Raw genomic sequence first — 22,487 nt, 5'->3', positions numbered from 1 at the left:
ATGAAGATTTTAAGCGTTGCTTCAGAGATTTTTCCTTTAATAAAAACCGGCGGGCTTGCCGATGTGGTTGGCGCTATGCCAAGCGCAGTTCATCCCCATGGTTTCGCCGTTACAACCCTTATTCCCGCTTATGGCGCGATTTTGGAAAAACTTGGCAAAGGAACCATTCTTCACCAATATGATGATTTGTTCGGTATTTCGGCGCGCCTTATGCGCCACAAGGTTGGTGAACTAGATATCATCGCCCTTCATGCGCCGTTTTTATATGAACGTGATGGCGGCCCCTATGTCGATACATTGGGCAATGATTGGCGCGATAATGCGGTACGGTTCGCAGCACTTTCAAAAGCGGCATCAGACATAGCGGGCGGAATTTGCAAATCCTACCTTCCTGATATTGTTCATGCCCATGATTGGCAGGCTGCATTATCATGCGTTTATATGAAATTCGGCAATGAGCGCGCGCAAAAAACACCAAGCGTTTTAACAATTCACAATATTGCGTTCCAAGGCAAATTTAGCGGTGAGATGTTTGGTATTTTGCAATTACCATCCGAAGTTTACCGTATGGACGGAGTTGAGTATTACGGCGATATTTCATTCCTAAAAGGTGGTATCGCCAAGGCACATGCCATAACCACCGTTTCCCCAACCTATTCACGTGAGATTTTACAAAGTGAGTTTGGCATGGGAATGGAAGGTATTATTCAGGCCCGCGAAGCCCAAACCCACGGCATTTTAAACGGCATCGACGATGATATTTGGAATCCTGAAACTGATGATTTAATCGAGAAAAATTATCATTCCAAAAGCCTTATTGACCGTAAGTTTAACAAGCGCAAGATTGAAGCTATTTTCAACCTTAAACGCGCCGCCAACCCAATTTTTTGCGTTATTTCCCGCCTTACATGGCAAAAAGGGATGGACGTATTCATGGAGGCGCTGCCGGATATTATCAACTCTGGCTCTAGGGTTGCCGTCCTTGGCGCCGGTGAAGCATATATTGAAGATCGCCTTAAAAACCTAGCCCGTGAATTTTCAGGTAAATTGGGGATTTATATTGGCTATGATGAGAAACTATCCCATTTGCTTCAAGCTGGTGCAGATGGCATTCTAATCCCATCACGATTTGAACCTTGTGGACTTACCCAATTATACGGCCTTAAATATGGCTGCGTGCCAATTGTGGCGCGTACTGGCGGCCTTGCCGACACTATTATCGATGCCAATGAGGCGGCGATGGAGGCAAATGTTGCCACCGGCTTCCAATTCAACAAGGTCACTTATCATGAGATATTACGCGCCGTAAACCGCGCCATCCCACTTTATCACGATAAACGCAAATGGGCGCAAATCCAACGAAACGGCATGAAAGCAGATTTTAGCTGGAAAAAAAGCGGTGAAAAATATGCCGAAATTTACAAAAGCCTCGTGAAATAAAAATATTTTATAAAGATGCAAATAAAAATCGGAAACCGAGCATATTTTTATACCTCGCGGCTAATTCGGGGCATTTGCTAATCACAAATGCTATTACCTCATGCCTCCGGTGGGGCGGCGGAATCCCGCCGGCGCTCAATCGCGCTTGCGCTTAGTTTAATACTTGCTTTCCCTACCCGTCCAAATGACGAGCGAAGCGAGGAAGGCGGAAGCGGTATCTATTCCACGCCCGCCCGCAAACAATCATGAAGGCGAACCAAACCAACAGGTTTATTATCATCCGATGTCACAAAAAGGCAGGTGATTTTGCGTTCATTCATCATATGAACCGCCTCTAATGCCAGCATATTTTCCTTGACCACGATTGGTTTTGGATTGGCAACCTTGTCAACATCTTTGGAAAGCAAATCATCAATATTACGGCGCAAATCGCCATCAGTAATAATGCCCGCAAGGTGGAAATCCTTATCAAGAACGCCAACCACGCCAAAGGTTTTCGCACTCATCTCTAGGATGGCGTCTTTCATTGATGTACCCTGTGGCACAAGCGGAAGATCGCTTCCTTTATGCATCAAATTAGAAACTTTTAACAATGCCGCACCAAGTTTGCCACCAGGGTGGAAAGTTTTGAAATTTTCTTTTTTAAAGCCGCGCAATTCCATCACCGCCACCGCCAAGGCGTCGCCAAGTGCAAGCGTCATTGTGGTCGATGTGGTTGGCGCCATGCCAATGGCACATGCCTCCTTGGCGGCAGGTAACACAAGACCAATATTTGATGATTGAATAAGCGTGCTTTCAGGTCTTGAGGCAACGCCAATAATCGCAATACCGAAACGCTTGCAATGCGCCAAAACATCTGAAAGCTCGGAAGTTTCACCAGAATTTGAAAGCACAACGCAAATATCTTTGGGGGTAATCATGCCCAAATCACCGTGGCTTGCTTCGGCCGGATGCACAAAGAATGACGGTGTACCGGTTGAGGCAAGGGTTGCCGCAATTTTGCGCCCAATATGCCCCGATTTACCCATACCAGATAAAATCACGCGCCCTTCGCAATTAAGAATTAATTCAACCGCTTTGGCAAAGTTTTCATCAAGGCTTGCGGCAAGTAAATTCAACGCCTCCGCCTCTGTGGTGATAACATTCGCGCCTTGTTCGATAATTTGTGTATGTGACATAGAAAACCTATTCTTTGACTGCTTCGCCGCTAACTTCTTCCCTTGAGGGAAGCTGTCACCGAAAGTGACTGAAGGGTGGCGCAAAATTCAATTTATCATAATGGCGCATTTAGCATCACCATCATCACCCTTCCGTCACTTGCTACGCAAGTGCCACCTTCCCTCAAGGGAAGGAGTTAATACGCCTATTTAGGCGGGTTTGGATTGGAACTCAAGAATGGGGTGCATTGCCCATTTGCAACCAAGTTTGTAACAATGAAAATATACTGATTTTATTATATTTTTTTGCCATTTATTACAATTTTCATCCCCACCAAAAACCCTGACATTTCCTGACATTTCACCCCCCCCAATCCTGCGCCAATTCAATTGAATATTAATGCCAATTGTGAAGCGTGGGGATAAAAACCAAGAATTGGCATACTTGCTATTTTACGCATGAGGGAATCAAGGTTTAAAATCGGCAATTATCAATTAAAGGCTTCACTTAATATGAACATAAAAAATAAAGCCGCAATTATAATTTTAACGGCAATATTGCCAAATATCGCATTAGCAAAACCACAACAAATCAATACTTGTGCGGCAAAAATCATACCGATTAAAACCTATGATTATAGCAAACATGATTCAGATAATATTTGGCTTGAGAAAAAATATAAATATCAGCAGAAATCATCAAAACTAACTTATATTGGCTCAATTCATATTAACAAGCCAGAACCCGAATTGTTCTATAAAATTCGTGACGATATTGCCGAGATTAAACCTGATTTCGTTTATGTGGAAAATGACGATATTTCGTGGTTTGATAAATTAACATCCGACCAAGATTATGCAATGAAGAACTACCACGAAACACGCTACGCTGGGTTTTGGGCAAAGAAAAATGGAGCAAAATTAAAGTCGCTTGAGCCACCACAAGAAGAATTATTGCAATATCTTGCCAACAAATACGGCGCGCGAAAAACCTCAACAATATTATATATGCGAACCGCAGCAACAATGCGTGATAGGTTCGGTGTAAAAAATGATGAAATTGAGAAATATGTCACCAATGAAATCAATAAATATAATCCGATATGGGCAAAGACAAACGCAAAAGACAATGTGAAATCACTGGATGAACTTAAGAAAGCCGCCAAACAATATTTCCCAGATATTGAATATTATGAAGCACCAAATGGCTGGTTTGACCCGACATCAAGCTCAAAACAAACCGGAAGTAAATTTGCAAATACCATAATCAGCGCGGCAAGTGATTATAGAACGAAATATATGTTCAAAAATATAAGCCAAGATGTGCTTGATGGCAAAAATATAGTCGCTATTGTAGGCATGACGCATTTAGAGGTTCAAGAAGATGCGTTTGATTGTTTGTTTAAGGAAGTCAAATGATGCCATTCAAACAAATTTTTTATGATTATTTCATATTAAGGAAAGTTTTTTGTGAGTATTAAACTGAAATTATTATTTATCGTTTGTTGTTTCAACACAACGCAATCATATGCGCAAGAGTTAAATGATATTGATAATTTTAATAATTCAAAACTCGCAATAAAAAAGCTTTGGGATTTAGAAAGTAGGAATGAAACTGTATGCAAAGTCAGCACCTTAGGTAATAAAATTGAAATAAGGTACATTGGAGAAACCAATCAAAAACTAGTAGATTGTTTGTCAAAATATAAAAAAAACAAAAGGGTAATCCTGAAAATCACTTCACCAGGCGGGAATACAGAAACAGCAATTTCCGCTGCTGAAATAATTGAAAAACATAAATGGTCGGTCGAAGTATTAGGATTTTGTCTTTCTTCTTGCGGTAATTACATAATTCCTGCTGCTCGCAAGCTTATTGTAAAACCATATTCTATTATTGCACTTCATGGCTCTAATCCACCCTCATCCCAACAATTACGTGACGCATTCAAAAAAGTCCGAATTGAAAATGGTGCAATTGATAATGATGAACTTAAAAAAGAACTTGATAACGATATCAAACGAAATGATGCCATCTTCCAGCGTCAGAATGATGCTGCGCTAAGGCTTGGAGTAAAAAAATATTGGCTTAGCCCCGATCCTGCAATCATGGCAATCGCAGAAAAATCAGCTAATAAAAGCGGAATGTGGTATATTAATCGAGAAATGTACTCATCATGCATTGGGAAAATTAGGCAAAATAACTTTTGGCAACCAAAGAATGAGAACGAGTGGTTAAAATTAAAAAGCCTGTTCGATAAGAAAGATTATGGTCTTATAAGGAGAGAAAGTTGGAAAAAATATAATTGCGAATAGAATATACTGAACTTTTTTAAATTTAAAATATTTCATACACTTCCCCTTCCCAAACTTGTTGGACAGAAAAATCCTTAATCCTAATCCTTAATTCGCATTTTATCACCCCGCCCCCTTCCCTTTTCCTTTAAAATATGCTTAAAGCCGCGCCTTAACGTTGGTTGTGGTCAGCCTTGGCGGGGGTTTCGTGGTGAAATTTTCGTGAAAGTGCCTGATCCATCGGGGTGGATTACCCAAATCCCACCTTGCCGCAACCTAAATACAGGGAAATAAAAATGCCATTTTATGAGCATATTATTATGTCTCGTCCTGATATTTCTACTCAACAAGTAGATGCAATCGTCGAAGACGTAACAAAACAAATCACTGAAGCTGGCGGCAAAGTTACCAAGACCGAATATTGGGGTCTTCGCAACCTTGCATACCGCATCAAAAAACAACGCAAAGCACACTATACTTTCTTGAATATCGAAGCACCTGCTGCTGCGGTTCAAGAGGTTGAGCGTCAACATTCAATCAATGAAGAAATTTTGCGTTACATCTCTATCAAGGTTGAAGAATTGGACAATGAACCGTCTGTAATTCTTTCTCGCCGCGAAAAAGAAGAGAAAAAAGCAAAAGCACGTGCTGAATATTCTCGTGAAAACGAAGAATTCACCGAAGCTGAGGAGGCATAATCAATGGCTACTAAATTCACCATTTCAAACCTTCCAACTCGTCGTCCGTTTCAGCGTCGTCGTAAAACTTGCCCATTCTCTGGTGAAAATGCACCAAAGATTGATTATAAAGACGTAAAATTGCTGCAACGCTTTTTGTCTGAAAAAGGCAAAATCGTTCCATCTCGCATCACTGTTGTTTCTCAGAAAAAACAGCGCGAGCTTGCACGCGCAATTAAACGCGCCCGTTTCTTGGCACTATTGCCATATAATGTAGCTTAAGGAGACTATAATGGTTGAAGTAATTCTTCTAGAACGTGTTGGTCGCCTTGGTAACATTGGCGATACTGTAAAAGTTAAACCGGGTTTTGCTCGTAACTTCTTGTTGCCTCAAAACAAAGCACTTCGTGCGACTGAAGCAAACAAAAAAGTATTCGAAGCGCAACGCGCGCACATCGAAGCAGAAAACCAAAAAGCACGTGAAGCAGCCCAAGCAATTGGTGACAAGCTTAACGGCCAAACCTTTACTCTTATCCGCCAAGCGGGTGAAGCAGGTCAGCTTTATGGTTCAGTTTCTGCACGCGATATCGCAGACGCTGCTGCTGCTGCTGGTTTTGATGTTAAGAAAAATCAAATTTTCCTTAAAGCACCTATCAAAACTATTGGCGTTCACCAAGTTCTTGTTCACCTTCATGCAGAAGTTGAAGCAACTGTTTCTGCAAACGTTGCTCGTACTAATGAAGAAGCTGAACGTCAGGCAAAAGGTGAAGACGTTGTTGCAGCTAAATTAGCTGAAGAACGCGCTGCTCTTGATGCACAGGCTGCAGAAATTGCTGAAAACGCAGTTAGCCTTGAAGGCGAAGAAAACCGCGAATAGTGGTTTTTACAACTTAATTCATAAGCCCCGCGCAGAAATGTCGCGGGGCTTTTTGTTATTACCCCCTTGTTTATTATTTTCCAAAGCCTTATATGCGCAATTGCTAATATTATATTTGCAGGAGCAAAACATGTTTGATCACGAGCCTTTAATTTCCAACCCTGAATTCCGCCGCGAATTTCCTGATATTTTCAAAGGCTTGGGTGATATGAACGATGCCACAAAGGCGCTTTTCACCGACAAACAGCTAACCGAACTTATTAAAATTCGTGCTTCGCAAATTAATGGCTGTGCATATTGTGTCGGGGTTCATAATAAAGTTGGCCTAAATGCCGGTCTTACCCAAGAAAAAATCGACCAAATCGCGGTTTGGCGTGATTCTCGTCATTTTGATTTACGCGAAAAAATTGTTCTGGCATTAACCGAAGATTTAACCCGTATTCATACCAATTTCCCTAATCATGAAATTATGGAAGAGGCAAAGAAACACTTCACCAAAAATGAAATCATCCTTATAGTTACCGCCATTGCCAACATTAATGCATGGAACAGACTTGGCGTTGGTTTAGGGTTTTAATACGTCCAATATAGACGCATAATAATGATAAAAGCATCCATCTGTGGATAAGTTCGCCAAATTGTTAATATCTTTGGACATTTTGGTGATTAAAGACGATATGGATGCTTTTTGTTAACTATGTCTGATTCAACTATTTTTACACCCGCAAAAGAAGAGCAAAAACTTAAATCCCTGCCCCATAATCTTGAGGCAGAACAAGCGCTTTTGGGTGCAATCTTGCTTGATAACCAGGTTCTAACCAAACTTGGCGATAAATTCTCTGGTGAACATTTTTACGACCCCGTACACGGCAAAATTTTCGATACGGTGCGCAATATTTCTTCACGTGGTCACGTTGCCGATGGCATCACTCTGCATGCGCGCTTTGCACAAGATGGTGCATTAGCGGATATTGGTGGTGCGGCATATCTTGCTTTATTGATTGATTCCGCCGCCGATCCTGCTGCGGCACCTGACTATGCAAAACTTATTTTCGACCTTGCCTTGCGGCGCGAACTTATTCGTATTGGTGGTGAATTAAACCGCGATGCCAATACCGTTTCCGATGAGCTTGATGGCGCCGAAAAAATCATCGAAGAAACCGAAGAACGCCTTTATAAACTTGGCGAAAATGGGCAGTCTTCATCAGGCTTTATTGCATTCCAAGAATCGTTAAAACAGGCACTAACCACTGCTGCTGCTGCCGCAACCAAAACCGGTGATATTGTTGGTTTGACAACTGGCTTTAGCGAAGTGGACCATATGCTTGGTGGTTTGCATAAATCGGATTTGTTAATCCTTGCAGGTCGTCCATCAATGGGTAAGACGGCACTTGCAACCAATATTGCCTTTAACGCCGCCAAGGCCTTTGAACAAAAGACCGATGAATACGGCGTTGTTCGCACCGTAAGAGGAGGTGTTGTTGCCTTCTATTCCCTCGAGATGAGCGCCGAACAGCTTACGATGCGTCTTCTTGCCGATTATACAGGAATTGGCTCTGATCGTATTCGTAAAGGTGAATTAGGTAAGGCAGAATATGCCAAACTTCAGGACGCGAGTATCGAACTTGCCAATTTACCGCTTTATATTGACGATACCGGTGGTATTTCACTTGCGGCATTAACCGCACGCGCACGCCGTTTGCAAAGGCGCGCCGGCCTTGATTTGATTGTTATCGACTACCTTCAGCTTATTACAAGCCCGGGTTCACGTGGTGATAACCGCGTACAAGAGGTAACAGAAATCACCAAAGGTCTAAAAGCCCTTGCCAAGGAATTAAACGTTCCGATTATCGCCCTCTCCCAGCTTTCACGTCAGGTGGAAAACCGCGATGATAAACGCCCACAATTGGCGGATTTGCGGGAATCTGGCTCAATCGAGCAGGACGCAGACTGCGTTATGTTCGTTTATCGCGAATCTTATTATTTGCTACGTCAAGAGCCGCCACTTGAACCTGCCGAAAAACATTTTGAATGGCAAAATAAGGTTGATGCCTGCCAAAACACTGCCGAACTTATCATTGCCAAGCAAAGGCATGGTGCAATTGGTAAAATCAAACTTGGTTTCCGTGCGGAACTTACCAAATTCTCTGATCTTGATTATAAAGGTCAGGATGACGATGATTATGAATAATTAGGGACTGTGGTCTTGGATACTAATTTTCTGGGCGCTTATATCGATATTAATCTCGAAGCAATTGCCCAAAACTGGCGCTATTTTAACAAAATCGCACCAAATTCAATGGTTGCCGGTGTTATAAAGGCCGACGCATATGGTCTTGGGGTCGATAAAGTTGCCCACCGCCTACAAAATATTGGTTGCAATAATTATTTTGTTGCCACCTTGAAAGAAGCAATCGAAGTTAGACAAGCAATTTCTGCAAGCTCCCAACTTTTTGTATTAGGGGGCTTTTTTGATAGCGAAATCGAAATTTTTAGCGAGTTTGACATTATCCCCGTTATTAATTCAATTGAACAATTGGAATTTGTAAAAAATAGCGACCTTAAGCTTGCGCTTCATATTGATACCGGCATGAACCGCCTTGGGTTACGCCCTGAACAAGCGGTTGATAATGCAAAAGCAATCAACGACCTAAATCTTGCCCTTGTTATGAGCCATTTGGTTTCATCATCCGATCGCAATGATCCATTGAATAAAAAGCAATTGGAAACATTCTCGCAGGCGGCATCATATTTCAATGTTCCAAAATCACTTTCAGCATCGGGTGGAACCATGCTTGGCGGCGAATATCAATTTGACTTGGTGCGCCCTGGTATCGGGCTTTATGGTGGGGCGCCAATTGATAATGAAGAAAACCCGCTTGCCACAGTTGTAAGTTTATACGCACCAATTTTACAGGTACGCACGGTCAAAGCGGGTGAAACAATTGGTTATTCTGCAACCTATCTTGCACAAAACGATATGAAAATTGCCACCATTGGCCTTGGTTATGCGGATGGCTTTTTACGAAGCGCTGGCAACAAAGGTATTGCCTATGCTGGTGGTAAAATCTGCCCAATCTTGGGTAAAATCTCCATGGATATGATTGCCATTGATATTTCAGATTGCGAAGTAGCACTTAAATGCGGTGACTTTGTTGAATTCCTTGGTGAGAATGTCAAAATTGACGAGCAGGCCAAACATATGGATACAATTTCCTATGAAATCCTTACTAGGCTTGGTAACCGTTTTAAACGAAACTATTTGGAAGAATAATAATGGCAAAAGCCCAAAGCACCTTTACCTGTCAATCGTGTGGCGCAATTTACGCGCGCTGGCAGGGAAAGTGTGATGATTGCGGCGGGTGGAATACCATAACCGAAGAAACCGCCCTTTCACCCCAAAGCCCACAAAGCCCAAAGGTAAAAAAGAAAACGGCCAATATTTCTTTTGCCAATCTTGCATCCAATGAACCCGATCCGCAGCGTATAAAAACTGGCATCGAAGAGTTTGACCGCGTTTGTGGTGGCGGCCTTGTAAAGGCATCGGCGGTTTTATTGGGTGGCGACCCCGGCATTGGTAAATCAACTTTATTACTACAAGTTCTGGCAAATTGTGCCAGAAATGGCGTAAAAACCCTATATGTTTCGGGCGAAGAAGCGGTTTCCCAATTACAAGATCGTGCAAGGCGTCTGGGGGTTGCAGATTCACCTGTCGAGATTGCCACGGAAACCGAAATATCACGTGTCCTAGATGCACTTAGAGAGAAAAAACCAGATATTGCCATAATCGATTCCATTCAAACCATGTGGATGGATAGTTTAAATACCGCACCCGGCACAGTCGCACAGGTTAGGACTTGTGCGCATGAAATTGTGCGCTATGCCAAAACCTCTGGTACGGCGGTGATATTGGTTGGGCATGTTACCAAAGATGGACAAATCGCGGGGCCGCGTGTGGTCGAACACCTTGTTGATGCGGTTTTGCAATTCGAAGGTGAGCGCGGGCATCAATTCCGTATTTTACGCGGTCTTAAAAACCGCTTTGGCGCAACCGATGAAATTGGCGTTTTTGAAATGGCTGGTACTGGCCTGATACAAGTACCAAATCCATCGGCACTTTTCCTTGATGAACGTAACGACCAACAGGCAGGATCTGTGGTTTTTGCGGGCCTTGAAGGAACACGCCCGATTTTAATGGAAATTCAGGCATTGGCGGCAAAAACCGTTTTTGGTTCGCCGCGCCGCTCGGTAGTGGGATGGGATGCCAACCGCCTAAATATGATTCTGGCGGTTATTGAAACGCGGTGTGGTATTATTTTTGGCGGGCATGATATCTATCTCAATGTTGCGGGTGGCATGAAAATTACCGAACCCGCCGCCGATTTGGCGGTTGCAGCGGCCTTGATTTCTGCGATTTCAGACATATCTTTGGCTGAAAATAGTGTGGTATTTGGCGAAATATCACTTTCAGGTGACATCAGAAGTGTGCCACGAACCGAAGCACGTCTTAAAGAAGCTGAAAAACTTGGCTTTAAAAATGCTATTATTCCACATTTTAGGCAAACTAAGACTAGCAAGAAAGACAATTTAAGGCTAAATGCGACCCATATCGGCAAACTTTTAGAACTAGCGGAATTAATTACGGGCAACCAAGATTAATCTTTGGTTTTATACAAATGCGCGGAAGTTGAAATTGAATGAATGGCTTTGACGTCCTGGTTTTAATTATTGTCGGCGTTTCCGCACTATTGGCGTTTGCGCGCGGTTTTGTTCGTGAATTCTTGTCTATGACCGCACTGGCGCTTGCCATTCTTGCAGTTTTATGGGGGCTACCGGTTTTTCGTGACCCTGTAAAAGATGCCCTTAATACCGAAAGCTGGATTGCCAACACCATCACCGTAATCACGATTTTCCTTTTGGTTTATGTTGCCATCAGGGTTTTAACTGGTCGTATTCACGAATGGGTTCACGATTCAGAGCCATTGGGCGTAATTGACCGCACCGCAGGTATTTTATTTGGCGTTGCACGCGGTTTTGTGATAATTTCAATTGCTGTAATAACTTTTATTTCAGTTGCCAAAGAAGATAAATGGCCAAAAATTTTAAAAGACGCGAAATTCTTTCCATTTTTGGTGCTAACTGGTGATGCCCTTAAAAGTCTCGCACCAGAAGCTACCAAAGCCGCAATTGACACGGCGGTAACTGCGTCGCACAAGGGCGAAGAAACAGCAAAGAAAAGTGTCGAAAATGGCATGAAAAATGCTATAACTGATGAAATCGGCAAAGCAGTAAAGAAAAAGGATAGCGATATCCCCGATTTTTCTGAACTAAAAGAAGATAAAAAAACTTCTGATAAAAGCAAAAACTCTGAAAAAAGTAAGAGTGATGAGTCCACCAAATTGAAAGTAGTTCCAAAATGACAATGTCTGATATTAATTCTGCCATTTCTAAAAACACGTTGGAAGATGATGTTTTCGATATCGATGCAGACAAATTGCGTGAAGAATGCGGCGTTTTTGGAATTTCCGGAAACAAAGAAGCGGCGGTTATTACCGCACTTGGCCTTCACTCTTTGCAACACCGTGGACAAGAAGGTTGTGGCATTGCCTCATATGATGGCGCCCATTTCCATACAGACCGTCGCCTTGGCCTAGTTGGTGACCACTTCACAAAAACTTCTACCCTTGCAAGCCTTCCGGGTACTAATGCTATTGGTCACGTTCGTTATTCGACCGCTGGCGGAACATTGCTTCGTAACGTACAGCCACTATTTGCCGATTTATCATCTGGCGGCTTTGCCATTGCCCATAATGGCAATTTGACCAATGCCCGCATTATGCGTGACTACCTTACACAAAATGGCGCTATCTTCCAATCAACCTCGGATTCCGAGGTTATTTTACAATTAATCGCGCGTTCTCGTGCGCCAAAAATTGTTGGTCGTCTTGTTGATGCTTTGCAACAAATCGAAGGTGCTTATGCGCTTGTATGCCTAACCAAAAACAAATTAATTGGCGCACGTGACCCAATGGGTATTCGACCACTGGTTTTGGGTAATTTGGACGGCTCTCCTGTACTTTGCTCTGAAACCTGCGCCCTTGACATGATTGGTGCGGAATTTGTTCGCGAAATTGAGGCCGGTGAGGTTGTGGTTTGCACCGATGGCAAAGTTGAAAGCCATTTCCCGTTTGGCAAACGTAAAGCCCGCCCTTGTGCCTTTGAATATGTTTATTTTGCCCGCCCAGATTCAATTATGGCTGGCAAATCTGTTTATAGCGTTCGTAAACGTATGGGCATCCGCCTTGCACAAGAAACTGGCGTTGAGGCAGATGTTGTTATTCCGGTTCCGGATTCTGGTGTTCCTGCGGCTTTGGGTTATGCCGAAAGCTCTGGCGTGCAGTATGAAATGGGTATTATCCGCAACCATTATGTTGGCCGCACCTTTATTGAACCAACGCAGCAAATCCGTTCATTTGGCGTACGTCGTAAACACTCGGCAAACCGTGCAGTTATCGAAGGCAAACGCGTTGTTTTGATTGATGACAGTGTGGTTCGCGGTACAACCTCCAAAAAAATCGTGCAAATGGTGCGCGATGCGGGCGCAAAAGAAGTTCACCTTCGTTCGGCATCACCGCCAATTCAGTGGCCAGATTTTTATGGTATTGATATGCCAGACCGTGATCAACTTATGGCCGCCAATATGAGTGTTGAAGAAATGGCGGCGGCAATTGGCGCAGATTCATTGGGTTTCTTGTCTGTTGAAGGGCTTTATTGGGCATTGGGTGAAGAAAAACGTAACCCAGATGCACCACAATATGCCGACCATTATTTCACCGGTGACTACCCTACCCGTCTTGCCGATGTTGAATATGTTAAATCTGAATCATTCCAACAATTATCATTTTTAATCGAGGCATAATGCCAAATTCAAATCCAAATAATAAGCCAGTAGTTTTAGTAACCGGTGCATCACAAGGTATCGGTAAACAAGCGGCACTTATCATGGCGCGTGCCGGTTATCACGTTATCGCCCTTGCCAGACGTGAAGAGAAACTGGAAGAATTGGATGATGAAATCATCAAAATTACTGGTGAAAATGCCACAATTGTTCCCATTGATATCAAAGATGGTGCGGCGATTGACCGTTTGGGCGGGGTAATTTTTGAACGCTATCAAAAACTTGATGGCCTTATTCATTGTGCGGCAAATCTTGGCGATTTGACCCCAATAACCCATTTCACACCACGTGAAGCACAAAATATTATTGATACCAATTTAACCGCCACATTCCGCCTTTTATACTCAATGTCACCGCTTTTAGAGGCCGCACCACAGGGGCGCGCAATTTTCATGACATCAACGGTCGCCAAAGAGCCACGTCCATTATGGGGGCTTTATGGTGCAACAAAGGCGGGTCTTGAAATCATGGTGCAATCTTGGGCCGCCGAGCAGACCTTGAATAATATCGTTGCAACCGTTTTAAATCCTGGTGCAGTGGTAACAGGAATGCGCCGCCGTGCGTATCCAGGTGAAGATCAAACCAATATGCCACATCCGGCAGATCTTGGAACCATGATTTTGGAATTAATGTCGCCAACCCGTGAAAAGTCACTGAACGGTGCGCGTATTAATTTCCGTGATACCGAACATTATCAGGCGTTTTTGGAAAAACGTGGCCTTAAATAAAGATATTTATTTGGCGTTTGGTTTTTCATCTGGTCGTAAAGTCAAAACCTGATAACCAGTTTTTGTTACCGCAATTGTGTGTTCAAATTGTGCTGATAATTTGCCGTCAGTTGTTACCACCGTCCAGCCGTCATCAAGGGTTACAGTTGTATGCTTTCCCTGATTTATCATTGGCTCAATGGTGAAAACCATGCCTTCACGCAGTTTCAATCCATGCGAAGGACGTCCAAAATGCATGACATTTGGCTCTTCATGCATTTCACGCCCAATGCCATGCCCACAATATTCACGCACGACAGTGTAGCCATTTTTCTTTGCATGTTTTTCAATTGCAAACCCAATATCGCCCAAGGTTGCGCCGGGGCGAACCGCTTTTATCCCGCGCCATAATGCTTCATAGGTTGTGCGAACAAGGCGTTTTGCGGCTCCTGAAACCTCGCCAATCATATAGGTTTTACTAGAGTCGGCGATATAGCCATTTTTCTCCAAGGTAATATCAAAATTTACGATATCACCATTTTTCATTACCTCATCATTTGATGGGACACCGTGGCAAACAACCTCATTAATAGAGCAATTCAAAACATATTCATAATTATATTGCCCCTTGCTTGCCGGACGTGCCTTGAGATTATTAACAATATAATCTTCAACCATGTCATTAACTTGCATGGTTGTCATGCCATTAAAATCAACACCATCAAGCATAGTGAAAACAGCAGCCAAAAGCCGTCCAGCCTCCGCCATAACGGCAATTTCTTGGGGTGACTTAATCATTACGCGCCGACGCGACTAAATAAGTTTCAAGGCCAACGGCTTTTAATTCACGGCACATAATTTGATTATAGGTCAAATTTGGCTCTAACTCTGCCATCATGCCGATTTTAATCCAAAACGCCGCCTGTGCGTTAATAGAACGTTGCGACACACTACATGCCTTACGAATTTGTTCGTGTAATTCGTCGTCAATATTTACAATGCCCAATATATACTCCATATACAAATCATATATGATTTATATATTAAGCATATAGAAAAGTAAATGTATTTATTTAAATGGTCTTTTGCCAGGGTTATGAGAGAATTTTTTACCCTTGCCAGTTGCCGCCTTTTTCGCCGCCAACGCTTTACGTGGGTTGGAAATTTTCAGGCTGCGTTCCTGTTGCTTTGGTTTATCAGGTTTAGGGATTGATGGCCCCTTCGTATTGCTTTGATACTTTGGCTTTTCTGCAACGCCATCAACAAATGGGTTTTTCGGTGCACGTACGAAAAAGCGCATCGGAACAGCCGGCATATCAAACGCCACGCGAATTCCATTGGTAAGATAGCGCACATAGTTTTCAGGTAGCCCCGCAGCACGGTTGGCAATCAAAACAAATGTTGGCGGACGTGCCTTGATTTGCGAAATATATTTTGGCTTTACCCGCTTGCCTTCAATCATTGGCGGCGGTTGTTTTGAAACAGCCTCTTTTAACCAATCGTTCAAATCACGGGTTTTGATGCGCGCGTTCCAATCATCATGAACATCAAGTGCCGCAGGCAATAGGCGATCAAGCCCATAACCAGTCATGGCAGAAACCACAACCATTGGCGCGCCCTTAACTTCTGGCAAGGCTTTTTCAGAACGCTCACGCAATTCCTTCATACGTTCTTGCGGGTTTTCTACGGCATCCCATTTGGTTATGACATAAACAAGGCCCCGCCCCTCACGTGCAACCAAATCAGCAATTTGCAAATCTTGTTTTTCAAACGCTTCATCCGCGCCCATAACAACAAAACAAATCTCGGCAAAGCGGATGGCCCGAATGGTATCAGCAACCGAAAGAACCTCTAATTTCTCTTGAACCTTTGCCTTGCGGCGCATCCCTGCGGTATCAATAAGTTTAACACGGGTATTATCCCATTCCCAGTCGATACCAATTGAATCGCGTGTGATACCTGCTTCGGCACCAGTTATAAGTCTGTCTTCACCAATGATAGCATTGATAAGTGTTGATTTACCGGCATTTGGGCGACCAATAATTGCAAGGCGCAAGGGTGGGTTTTCTTCATCTTCGCCATAACCTAAATCAGCACCCGCACGCTCACCAAGTTTTTCAATGAAGGCAGCATAGATGTCGGACATACCTTCACCATGCTCAGCAGAAATGGGGATAGGTTCACCAAGACCTAATGAGAAACCCTCATTTGCGCCAATTTCAGTTGATTTCCCCTCCGCTTTATTGGCAAGGACGATAACCGGCTTATTATGCTTGCGCAAAAGTGCGGCAAAAATCTCGTCATGCGGGGTAACACCAACGCGGGCATCAAATACAAACAAGCAAATTTCGGCTTCTTTGATGGCTTCTTCGGTTTGTTCGCGCATACGCGCTTCAAGACTTTCGTCCTTAACATTTTCAAAGCCAGCAGTATCGATAAGCAATAAATCAATATCGCCCAAACGTCCTTTTGCCTCACGGCGGTCACGTGTTACGCCGGGCATATCATCAACAATCGCAAGTTTACGCCCCGCTAATCTGTTGAAAAGCGTGGACTTACCCACATTGGGACGACCAACAATTGCAGTTTTTAGTGCCATATCAAGGTTTCAATTATTTCAAAGACACCATTGTGCCATCATTTGCAAGGAAGTAAACCGTGCCATCCGCAACCGATGGCGCAATCAAAAACTCTTCTTTGCCTTTGATTTTGTTTACAATCTCACCTTTAGTTGGGTTAACCTCAACGATTTCCCCTTCAGATGATGCAAGAACCAAATGTCCTTCAACCATTACTGGTCCAGTCCAAACGATTTTGCCTTTCTTCTTTTTCGCATTTTTAAAACGGTCAAGTTGCGTCATCCAAACAATTCTGCCACTTGATTTTTCAAGGCAATAAAGTTCGGCATCAACAGAAACCACGTAAACATATGCGCCCGCAACCCAAGGGCTTTGGATTGAAGATATTGATTTGTCCCATGTTTTCACGCCAGAACGCAAATCAATCGCCGCAAGCAGGCCAGATTGGGAAACCGCGTAGACTGCACCGTCATTAATAACCGGGTGTCCAGCAATATCATTAATTGATGCAAGGGAGTTGCCACCGGTAACTCGAGAAAGGCTTTCATTCCAAAGACGACGACCATTTGCCGTCAAAGAAGCAACAACCTCACCTGATGAGAATGGGGTAATCAAAGTATCGCCCTGTATAACTGATGAAGACGATGAAAGAACGCGCGCACTCTCTGTAAGGCCAGATTGCGTCCATACAAGTTCACCAGTTTTATCATCAATTGCATATAGTTGCGAAGTTACAGACACCGCATAAGCACGACCATTCGCAACAAGCGGCGAAGAATGCACCGGCGCATCGGTTACTAAACGCCACATGATTTTGCCATTCGTTGCGTCAATGCCAATAATCTCGCCAAAGCCAGAAGCGGCAACAATTACGCCATTTTCATAGCCAATACCGCCAGCAGTTGCCTTGGTTTGCGATTTAAACCAGCCTTTTTTCTTTGGTTCACCCAAAGAAACAGACCATAATTTCTTTTGCCCATCCGCACTATAAGCATGCAAAGTAAGGCTGGCATCAAGAAGCATGATTTTATTGTCGGCAATTAATGGCTGACCAATAAGGCCAACCGATTTATTTGCACCCGCACCAAGTTTCTTCTTCCAAGCAATCGATAATGAGCCATCACCAGTGATATTCTCAATTGTTGCATTTGGGTTCCCAGATGCATTTGACCATGAAGTAAGAGGTAATGAAGGCGGTGCAGAAGCACCAACAGCCGCCAAACCTTCATCAGGTTTTAATTCTTCATCAGCTGTAAGGATTGCAATACGACCATCATCTTTTTTCTTGGCCGCTTCACCCTTATTGCCAAAAGATGGCAATTTAAATCTTTCGCCAACTGTTGAACATGCCGTAACCGCCACAAAAGCGAGCATTAAAGGTGTGATTAATAGCTTTTTATCAATAAACTTTCCCATTTACCGCACCTATTGCTTGTTATCTGTTTTAGTGTCGCCAGAGGCATTATTACCAGCCGCTTTATTAACTTTGTCAATTTCTTGTTGCTGCGCCTTGGTAACTGCTTCTTGTTCTTTCATTGATTTTTGGCGTTGTGCCTCAACCTCTTTCATGAACTCTGCGCGTGCTTGGGCTTGGGCTTTTTTCGCAGCCTCAATTTGCGCAGGTGTAACACCAGGTGGCAATGCACCGCCCGCAGGTAATGGTGTTTCAATTACACGAACATCAGGTGGAATTTTTGTACCTGGTGGCAATTTTTGACCAGGAGGAAGGCGAACGATGCGTTTACCATCTTTATCATATTCCGCATTTGGATCTCTTGCAGCCGCCTGCCCTTCTGCCTGACCTGCTGCACCTTGTTGTGGCATTGGCATTAAATCAGGGGCAATAGCCGCACCAGAATTAATAACTGCAACCGCCTGCCCTGCACGTGCCTGAAGGCCCTTTGGTGCATTAGGATCGATTTGCAATAATTCATATTCTTTCTTTGCCTCATCGGCCTTACCAGAGGCCCACAAAGCACCCGCCTTTAATTCACGCGCAAGTGGCGCAAACGCAGTGCCATCTTTTACGATTTCATCGGCACGGGCAATAGTTTTCGCATTGTCTTCAACGAAGGTTGAAACAAATGCAGCGCGCAATTTTGCAAGCGCTTTTAAATCCTTATCGCTAATTTTTTTGGCAGCATCATCATAGCTTTTAAGTGCAGAGGCATAATCACCTTTTTCATTTTGCACATCTGCAAGCTGAATAAGCGCTAATTGGCCCATGCCATTGCTGCTTTTGGCAACTTCTGACAGGGCTTTGATACCGCCATCAAGATCGCCAGATTCTAATTTATCCATCGCGGCATAATAATCATTAGATGATTTTTCCAATGCTTTGGCCTGCTGACTACGCCATACTTGAAGACCGGCACCACCGACCAATGCAAGAACAATCGCACCAATCAAAAATGGAAACGCGCGCTTTGCTGTTTTCTCTACCGTTTCACGGCGTAATTCGTCTTCGGCTTCACGCAATAAGTCTGTCAAATCAAGCTCCAATAAATTGAAATTCAGGCTTTAAACCAAAGCCTGAATTCGGGCAATGTCGTGAATGTATTAAATACACTGATACATCCATAAACTAAAGCCTGAACAGGACAAAATTACAATAGCTTTAGTAAGTGGTTAAGCACGAGCTCAAAGACTTGTTATATAAACCACAAATGCAAATAAAAACCTGAAACCACGCTTTCCGGTTTATATTTTCCGCTTTCCCCACCCGACCAATTGAGCGCCAACTGCGTGAGGGGGGAGCCCCCCCAAGCGCGACTGAGCGCCGCGCGACATCGCGCGCCCCACCGGAGCTGTGAGGGAATAGCACTTGCGACCAGCAAGTGCCCCGAGCATAAGCGTGAGGTCTACTATATGTGTATTGCCCGACCATAGGCATCCAAAACTGCCTCATGCATCATTTCTGATAAGGTAGGGTGCGGGAATACGGTTTCCATCAATTCATGTTCGGTGGTTTCAAGCCCCATGCCAACAGCATAACCTTGAATCATTTCGGTAACTTCGGCACCAACCATATGCGCGCCAAGCATTTCGCCGGTTTTGGCATCAAAAATGGTTTTCATCATCCCTTCGGCTTCGCCCAAAGCCACCGCTTTACCATTGCCAACAAATGGGAAACGACCAACCTTGATTTCATAACCCAATTCTTTTGCTTTTGCTTCGGTTAGGCCGATTGAGGCAACCTGTGGCGTTGCATAAGTACAACCGGGGATTTGGCGTGGATTGATAGGATGAACTTTTTTACCCGCGATTTTCTCAACGCAAATAATGCCTTCATGTGACGCTTTGTGGGCAAGCCACGGTGCACCCGCAATATCACCAATCGCATAAAGCCCCTTCACATTGGTGGTTCCCATGCCATCGGTTACAATATGGGTGCGATCAACAGTAACGCCCAATTCTTCAAGACCAAGATTTTCAACATTACCAACAATACCAATTGCCAGAATAATGCGATCGGCCGTGATTTCTTGGGTTTTGCCACCTGATTCCACAATTGCGGTAATATCATTGGCATTCTTTTTAACCGACTTCACACTTGCCGAAGTCATAATTTTCATACCGCGTTTGATGAATTGCTTTTGCGCAAAATCAGAAATTTCCTTGTCTTCAACCGGCATGATTTTATCAACCGCTTCGACAACAGTAACTTCAGAGCCAAGGGCATTAAAGAAACTTGCAAATTCAATACCGATTGCACCAGAACCAATAACCAAAAGACGTTTTGGCATGGTATCAGGCACAAGTGCTTCTTTATAAGTCCAGATAAATTTGCCATCTGGTTCAAGACCAGCTTGCGGGATAACGCGCGCACGCGCACCAGTTGCCAAAATCACGTGCTTTGCAACGATTTCGGTGGTTTTGCCGTCTTTTGCAGTTGCAATTACTTTTGGCGCGTCTGTGCCTTTTACAAGTTTCGCAGTGGCGTCATATACCGTAACTTTGTTCTTTTTCATCAAAAAGCCAATGCCCGATGCCATTTGCTTGGCAACGCCGCGTGAACGTTCAACAATTTTGGCAAGATCATAAGTCGCACCTGAAACCGAGATACCATAATTTTGTGCATGCTTGATTTTTGAATAAACATCAGCAGAGGCAAGCAAAGCCTTGGTTGGAATACATCCCCAATTTAGGCAGATACCACCCATATGCTCACGCTCAACAACCGCCACCTTAAAGCCCAATTGTGCAGCACGAATTGCCGCCACATAACCACCCGGACCGCCGCCGATTACTGCAATGTCAAAATTCTCGCTCATGGTAAAAAATCCTTAAAGTGAAAACGCGCCCTTTATGCCATCAATGACAAATTGCGCCGAAAGTGCCGCCAAAATAATACCCAAAATCCGCTCTAATGCCGTGGCAATAGTTGGACCAATAAATTTGGTAATTTTAGGGGCAAGTAAAAATACAATTAGACAAAGGAAAAGGTTTAAACCCACACTTCCCAAAACCACCATTTTGCTTAGGAACGCCTTGTGCTGAGAAAAATAAAGCATAACGGTGGCAATTGACCCTGGCCCTGCCAGTAGTGGAATACCCAATGGAAAAACCGAAACATCTTCAAAACGTTCAGGGTGTTTTTTTGCGTTATCTAGAACTTTTTCATTCCGATCTTCTCGACGCTCATTACGCTTTTCAAAAAGCATATCAATCGCAATTAGGAACAACATACCGCCGCCAGCAATGCGGAATGCATCAAGCGTTACGCCCAAATGCTCAAGAAGCCACGCGCCGCCAAAGGCAAAACCAACCATGATTACGGCGGCAACAAAAACCGCCTTAAAGGCCATTTTGCGCTGCCACTCTCGTGAAGTATTATCGGTTAACGCTGCGAACATTGGCGCGACGCCCGGCGGGTCAATCACGACAAAAAATGTTACAAATGCAGTAGTAAATAGTTCAAGCATAATTTCAAAACGTTTAAAATCTATGCCTGAAAGATTGTTAGATTACCTATAAAGGTAACGCCCGCCAAAGTCCCCGCGCCTTCCCCTTATTTCTGGAAGTTTGCTAATTGGGCCTGGTCTGTCCACAAGCACAGCTTTTAGAATATGTTTCCCTGACTTTCTGTTCCCTGATACATCAGACGTACAAGCATTACCCGCCCGCCCGAACTTCTGCGGCAAACCCATTTTACACCAACCCATTTTACACCATATTTTTTCGAAACTTTGTTTCGTTTTTTACAATGTATCACAAAATGGTTAGGATAAAGTGTTTGCCTAATTTAAACCCCATTAACCTTGTTATTTAGCAATTTCTTTACGCCAACTGAAGGCAATGAAAACTATTAACAAAGATACGATTATTTCCACAACACCAAATAAAACATAAAATGGTGCACCACCCATATTTGAAGCGCCCGCAATAAACGCATAAGCACAGCCAAATAAAACATTAAGCCATTTATTTATTTGTCGCGGTAACAAAGCGCTTAGACAAATCATCATGCTTGGCACAATCATCAAGATTGATACAGCAATCATAATTTTGTCATTGGCGGGTCCCAATGGTCCCATTATACCGTTCATCATATTCTTTACCGTATTACCCGTATAAAGCATAAAATAATCGGCATAGATATAAAGGAACATCAAACTCGCCCAAAGCGCCGCAAGCTTAACTCTCGTGAATAATTCTTTGTTCATTGCATTATTACTCAAGTCAGTGCTCATAAATGCTCCAAAACTATTTGATGGGAAATATGTTAGTTCGCACAAATAAAATTACTAATTTGCCAAAGGCGGTGGGTTTTATACCCCCGCCCCAAAGCAATAAACCA

The 22,487-nt window shown here is 43.5% G+C and carries 22 protein-coding genes; 13 read left to right on the top strand and 9 right to left on the bottom strand.

Features of this window, described 5'->3' with window-relative positions; all coding sequences use genetic code 11:
• Window positions 1–1,440, top strand: a complete 1,440-nt coding sequence (gene glgA, locus KXV15_RS10095; RefSeq protein ID WP_240008061.1) for a glycogen synthase GlgA — start codon at window positions 1–3, stop codon at window positions 1,438–1,440.
• A gap of 218 nt (window positions 1,441–1,658) precedes the next feature.
• Here the strand turns inward: glgA and KXV15_RS10090 are convergent, their stop codons facing one another.
• Entirely contained in the window at window positions 1,659–2,618 is a 960-nt protein-coding gene (locus tag KXV15_RS10090; protein WP_240008060.1) for a KpsF/GutQ family sugar-phosphate isomerase, read from the bottom strand.
• Window positions 2,619–3,110: 492 nt separating this feature from the next.
• Here KXV15_RS10090 and KXV15_RS10085 point away from each other — a divergent pair, with 492 nt between their 5' ends.
• The 12 genes from KXV15_RS10085 (at window position 3,111) to KXV15_RS10030 (ending at window position 14,129) form a co-directional block, all read left to right on the top strand.
• Window positions 3,111–4,016 carry a hypothetical protein gene (locus KXV15_RS10085; RefSeq protein ID WP_240008059.1) on the top strand — a complete coding sequence of 302 codons (906 nt, stop codon included), beginning with the start codon at window positions 3,111–3,113 and terminating at the stop codon, window positions 4,014–4,016.
• 51 nt (window positions 4,017–4,067) lie between these two features.
• Window positions 4,068–4,910, top strand: a complete 843-nt coding sequence (locus tag KXV15_RS10080; protein ID WP_240008058.1) for a hypothetical protein — start codon at window positions 4,068–4,070, stop codon at window positions 4,908–4,910.
• A 275-nt stretch (window positions 4,911–5,185) separates the two neighbouring features.
• Window positions 5,186–5,587 (top strand): 30S ribosomal protein S6, encoded by a 402-nt coding sequence (rpsF, locus tag KXV15_RS10075; protein ID WP_240008057.1) that lies wholly within the window; start codon window positions 5,186–5,188, stop codon window positions 5,585–5,587.
• Window positions 5,588–5,590: 3 nt separating this feature from the next.
• The gene (gene rpsR / locus KXV15_RS10070; protein WP_240008056.1) at window positions 5,591–5,848 is read left to right on the top strand and encodes a 30S ribosomal protein S18; all 258 of its coding nucleotides are present in this window, start codon (window positions 5,591–5,593) and stop codon (window positions 5,846–5,848) included.
• Window positions 5,849–5,858: 10 nt separating this feature from the next.
• A complete protein-coding gene (gene rplI / locus KXV15_RS10065) occupies window positions 5,859–6,443 on the top strand; it encodes a 50S ribosomal protein L9 (RefSeq protein ID WP_240008055.1) in 585 nt (194 codons plus the stop codon).
• A 130-nt stretch (window positions 6,444–6,573) separates the two neighbouring features.
• Entirely contained in the window at window positions 6,574–7,020 is a 447-nt protein-coding gene (locus tag KXV15_RS10060) for a carboxymuconolactone decarboxylase family protein (RefSeq protein ID WP_240008054.1), read from the top strand.
• Between the two features lie 120 nt (window positions 7,021–7,140).
• Window positions 7,141–8,634 (top strand): replicative DNA helicase, encoded by a 1,494-nt coding sequence (locus KXV15_RS10055; protein ID WP_240008053.1) that lies wholly within the window; start codon window positions 7,141–7,143, stop codon window positions 8,632–8,634.
• A gap of 15 nt (window positions 8,635–8,649) precedes the next feature.
• Window positions 8,650–9,717 (top strand): alanine racemase, encoded by a 1,068-nt coding sequence (alr, locus tag KXV15_RS10050; RefSeq protein ID WP_240008052.1) that lies wholly within the window; start codon window positions 8,650–8,652, stop codon window positions 9,715–9,717.
• Between the two features lie 2 nt (window positions 9,718–9,719).
• Window positions 9,720–11,102 (top strand): DNA repair protein RadA, encoded by a 1,383-nt coding sequence (radA, locus tag KXV15_RS10045; RefSeq protein WP_240008051.1) that lies wholly within the window; start codon window positions 9,720–9,722, stop codon window positions 11,100–11,102.
• Window positions 11,103–11,140: 38 nt separating this feature from the next.
• Window positions 11,141–11,863, top strand: coding sequence for a CvpA family protein (locus KXV15_RS10040; RefSeq protein ID WP_240008050.1), 723 nt, complete (start codon window positions 11,141–11,143; stop codon window positions 11,861–11,863).
• Window positions 11,864–11,865: 2 nt separating this feature from the next.
• The gene (purF, locus tag KXV15_RS10035; protein ID WP_420830581.1) at window positions 11,866–13,362 is read left to right on the top strand and encodes an amidophosphoribosyltransferase; all 1,497 of its coding nucleotides are present in this window, start codon (window positions 11,866–11,868) and stop codon (window positions 13,360–13,362) included.
• Entirely contained in the window at window positions 13,362–14,129 is a 768-nt protein-coding gene (locus KXV15_RS10030) for an SDR family NAD(P)-dependent oxidoreductase (protein ID WP_240008048.1), read from the top strand. The genes purF and KXV15_RS10030 overlap by 1 nt, the downstream gene beginning before the upstream one ends.
• A gap of 6 nt (window positions 14,130–14,135) precedes the next feature.
• Here the strand turns inward: KXV15_RS10030 and map are convergent, their stop codons facing one another.
• From map to KXV15_RS09990, 8 genes are all read right to left on the bottom strand, one after another.
• Complete coding sequence (gene map, locus KXV15_RS10025) at window positions 14,136–14,906, bottom strand: type I methionyl aminopeptidase (protein ID WP_240008047.1); 771 nt, start codon at window positions 14,904–14,906, stop codon at window positions 14,136–14,138.
• On the bottom strand, window positions 14,899–15,114 hold the full coding sequence (locus tag KXV15_RS10020; RefSeq protein WP_240008046.1) for a ParD-like family protein: 216 nt from the start codon (window positions 15,112–15,114) through the stop codon (window positions 14,899–14,901). The genes map and KXV15_RS10020 overlap by 8 nt, the downstream gene beginning before the upstream one ends.
• Window positions 15,115–15,177: 63 nt before the next feature.
• Entirely contained in the window at window positions 15,178–16,707 is a 1,530-nt protein-coding gene (gene der, locus KXV15_RS10015; RefSeq protein ID WP_240008045.1) for a ribosome biogenesis GTPase Der, read from the bottom strand.
• Window positions 16,708–16,720: 13 nt separating this feature from the next.
• The gene (locus KXV15_RS10010; protein WP_240008044.1) at window positions 16,721–18,103 is read right to left on the bottom strand and encodes a PQQ-like beta-propeller repeat protein; all 1,383 of its coding nucleotides are present in this window, start codon (window positions 18,101–18,103) and stop codon (window positions 16,721–16,723) included.
• 9 nt (window positions 18,104–18,112) lie between these two features.
• On the bottom strand, window positions 18,113–19,177 hold the full coding sequence (locus tag KXV15_RS10005) for a tetratricopeptide repeat protein (protein ID WP_240008043.1): 1,065 nt from the start codon (window positions 19,175–19,177) through the stop codon (window positions 18,113–18,115).
• A 374-nt stretch (window positions 19,178–19,551) separates the two neighbouring features.
• Window positions 19,552–20,961, bottom strand: coding sequence for a dihydrolipoyl dehydrogenase (gene lpdA / locus KXV15_RS10000; protein ID WP_240008042.1), 1,410 nt, complete (start codon window positions 20,959–20,961; stop codon window positions 19,552–19,554).
• Between the two features lie 12 nt (window positions 20,962–20,973).
• Entirely contained in the window at window positions 20,974–21,612 is a 639-nt protein-coding gene (locus KXV15_RS09995; RefSeq protein WP_240008041.1) for a MarC family protein, read from the bottom strand.
• 339 nt (window positions 21,613–21,951) lie between these two features.
• Window positions 21,952–22,380, bottom strand: coding sequence for a DUF6326 family protein (locus tag KXV15_RS09990; protein WP_240008040.1), 429 nt, complete (start codon window positions 22,378–22,380; stop codon window positions 21,952–21,954).
• Window positions 22,381–22,487: the final 107 nt, after the last annotated feature.

This window comes from Pseudaquidulcibacter saccharophilus (assembly GCF_019455445.1).
GTDB lineage: Bacteria > Pseudomonadota > Alphaproteobacteria > Caulobacterales > Aquidulcibacteraceae > Pseudaquidulcibacter > Pseudaquidulcibacter saccharophilus.
Note: the sequence above shows the minus strand (reverse complement) of the source record. Positions and strands in the feature narration are given on the sequence as shown.

What these genes read in the sequence shown, in the direction of transcription:
- KXV15_RS10055 (WP_240008053.1), top strand. Translation starts at nt 7,141, where the DNA reads ATGTCTGATTCAACTATTTTTACACCCGCAAAAGAAGAGCAAAAACTT.
- lpdA (WP_240008042.1), bottom strand. Translation starts at nt 20,961, where the DNA reads ATGAGCGAGAATTTTGACATTGCAGTAATCGGCGGCGGTCCGGGTGGT.
- glgA (WP_240008061.1), top strand. Translation starts at nt 1, where the DNA reads ATGAAGATTTTAAGCGTTGCTTCAGAGATTTTTCCTTTAATAAAAACC.
- KXV15_RS10090 (WP_240008060.1), bottom strand. Translation starts at nt 2,618, where the DNA reads ATGTCACATACACAAATTATCGAACAAGGCGCGAATGTTATCACCACA.
- KXV15_RS09990 (WP_240008040.1), bottom strand. Translation starts at nt 22,380, where the DNA reads ATGAGCACTGACTTGAGTAATAATGCAATGAACAAAGAATTATTCACG.
- KXV15_RS09995 (WP_240008041.1), bottom strand. Translation starts at nt 21,612, where the DNA reads ATGCTTGAACTATTTACTACTGCATTTGTAACATTTTTTGTCGTGATT.
- KXV15_RS10030 (WP_240008048.1), top strand. Translation starts at nt 13,362, where the DNA reads ATGCCAAATTCAAATCCAAATAATAAGCCAGTAGTTTTAGTAACCGGT.
- KXV15_RS10040 (WP_240008050.1), top strand. Translation starts at nt 11,141, where the DNA reads ATGAATGGCTTTGACGTCCTGGTTTTAATTATTGTCGGCGTTTCCGCA.
- KXV15_RS10085 (WP_240008059.1), top strand. Translation starts at nt 3,111, where the DNA reads ATGAACATAAAAAATAAAGCCGCAATTATAATTTTAACGGCAATATTG.
- rpsR (WP_240008056.1), top strand. Translation starts at nt 5,591, where the DNA reads ATGGCTACTAAATTCACCATTTCAAACCTTCCAACTCGTCGTCCGTTT.
- der (WP_240008045.1), bottom strand. Translation starts at nt 16,707, where the DNA reads ATGGCACTAAAAACTGCAATTGTTGGTCGTCCCAATGTGGGTAAGTCC.
- rplI (WP_240008055.1), top strand. Translation starts at nt 5,859, where the DNA reads ATGGTTGAAGTAATTCTTCTAGAACGTGTTGGTCGCCTTGGTAACATT.
- KXV15_RS10060 (WP_240008054.1), top strand. Translation starts at nt 6,574, where the DNA reads ATGTTTGATCACGAGCCTTTAATTTCCAACCCTGAATTCCGCCGCGAA.
- map (WP_240008047.1), bottom strand. Translation starts at nt 14,906, where the DNA reads ATGATTAAGTCACCCCAAGAAATTGCCGTTATGGCGGAGGCTGGACGG.
- KXV15_RS10010 (WP_240008044.1), bottom strand. Translation starts at nt 18,103, where the DNA reads ATGGGAAAGTTTATTGATAAAAAGCTATTAATCACACCTTTAATGCTC.
- purF (WP_420830581.1), top strand. Translation starts at nt 11,866, where the DNA reads ATGTCTGATATTAATTCTGCCATTTCTAAAAACACGTTGGAAGATGAT.
- rpsF (WP_240008057.1), top strand. Translation starts at nt 5,186, where the DNA reads ATGCCATTTTATGAGCATATTATTATGTCTCGTCCTGATATTTCTACT.
- radA (WP_240008051.1), top strand. Translation starts at nt 9,720, where the DNA reads ATGGCAAAAGCCCAAAGCACCTTTACCTGTCAATCGTGTGGCGCAATT.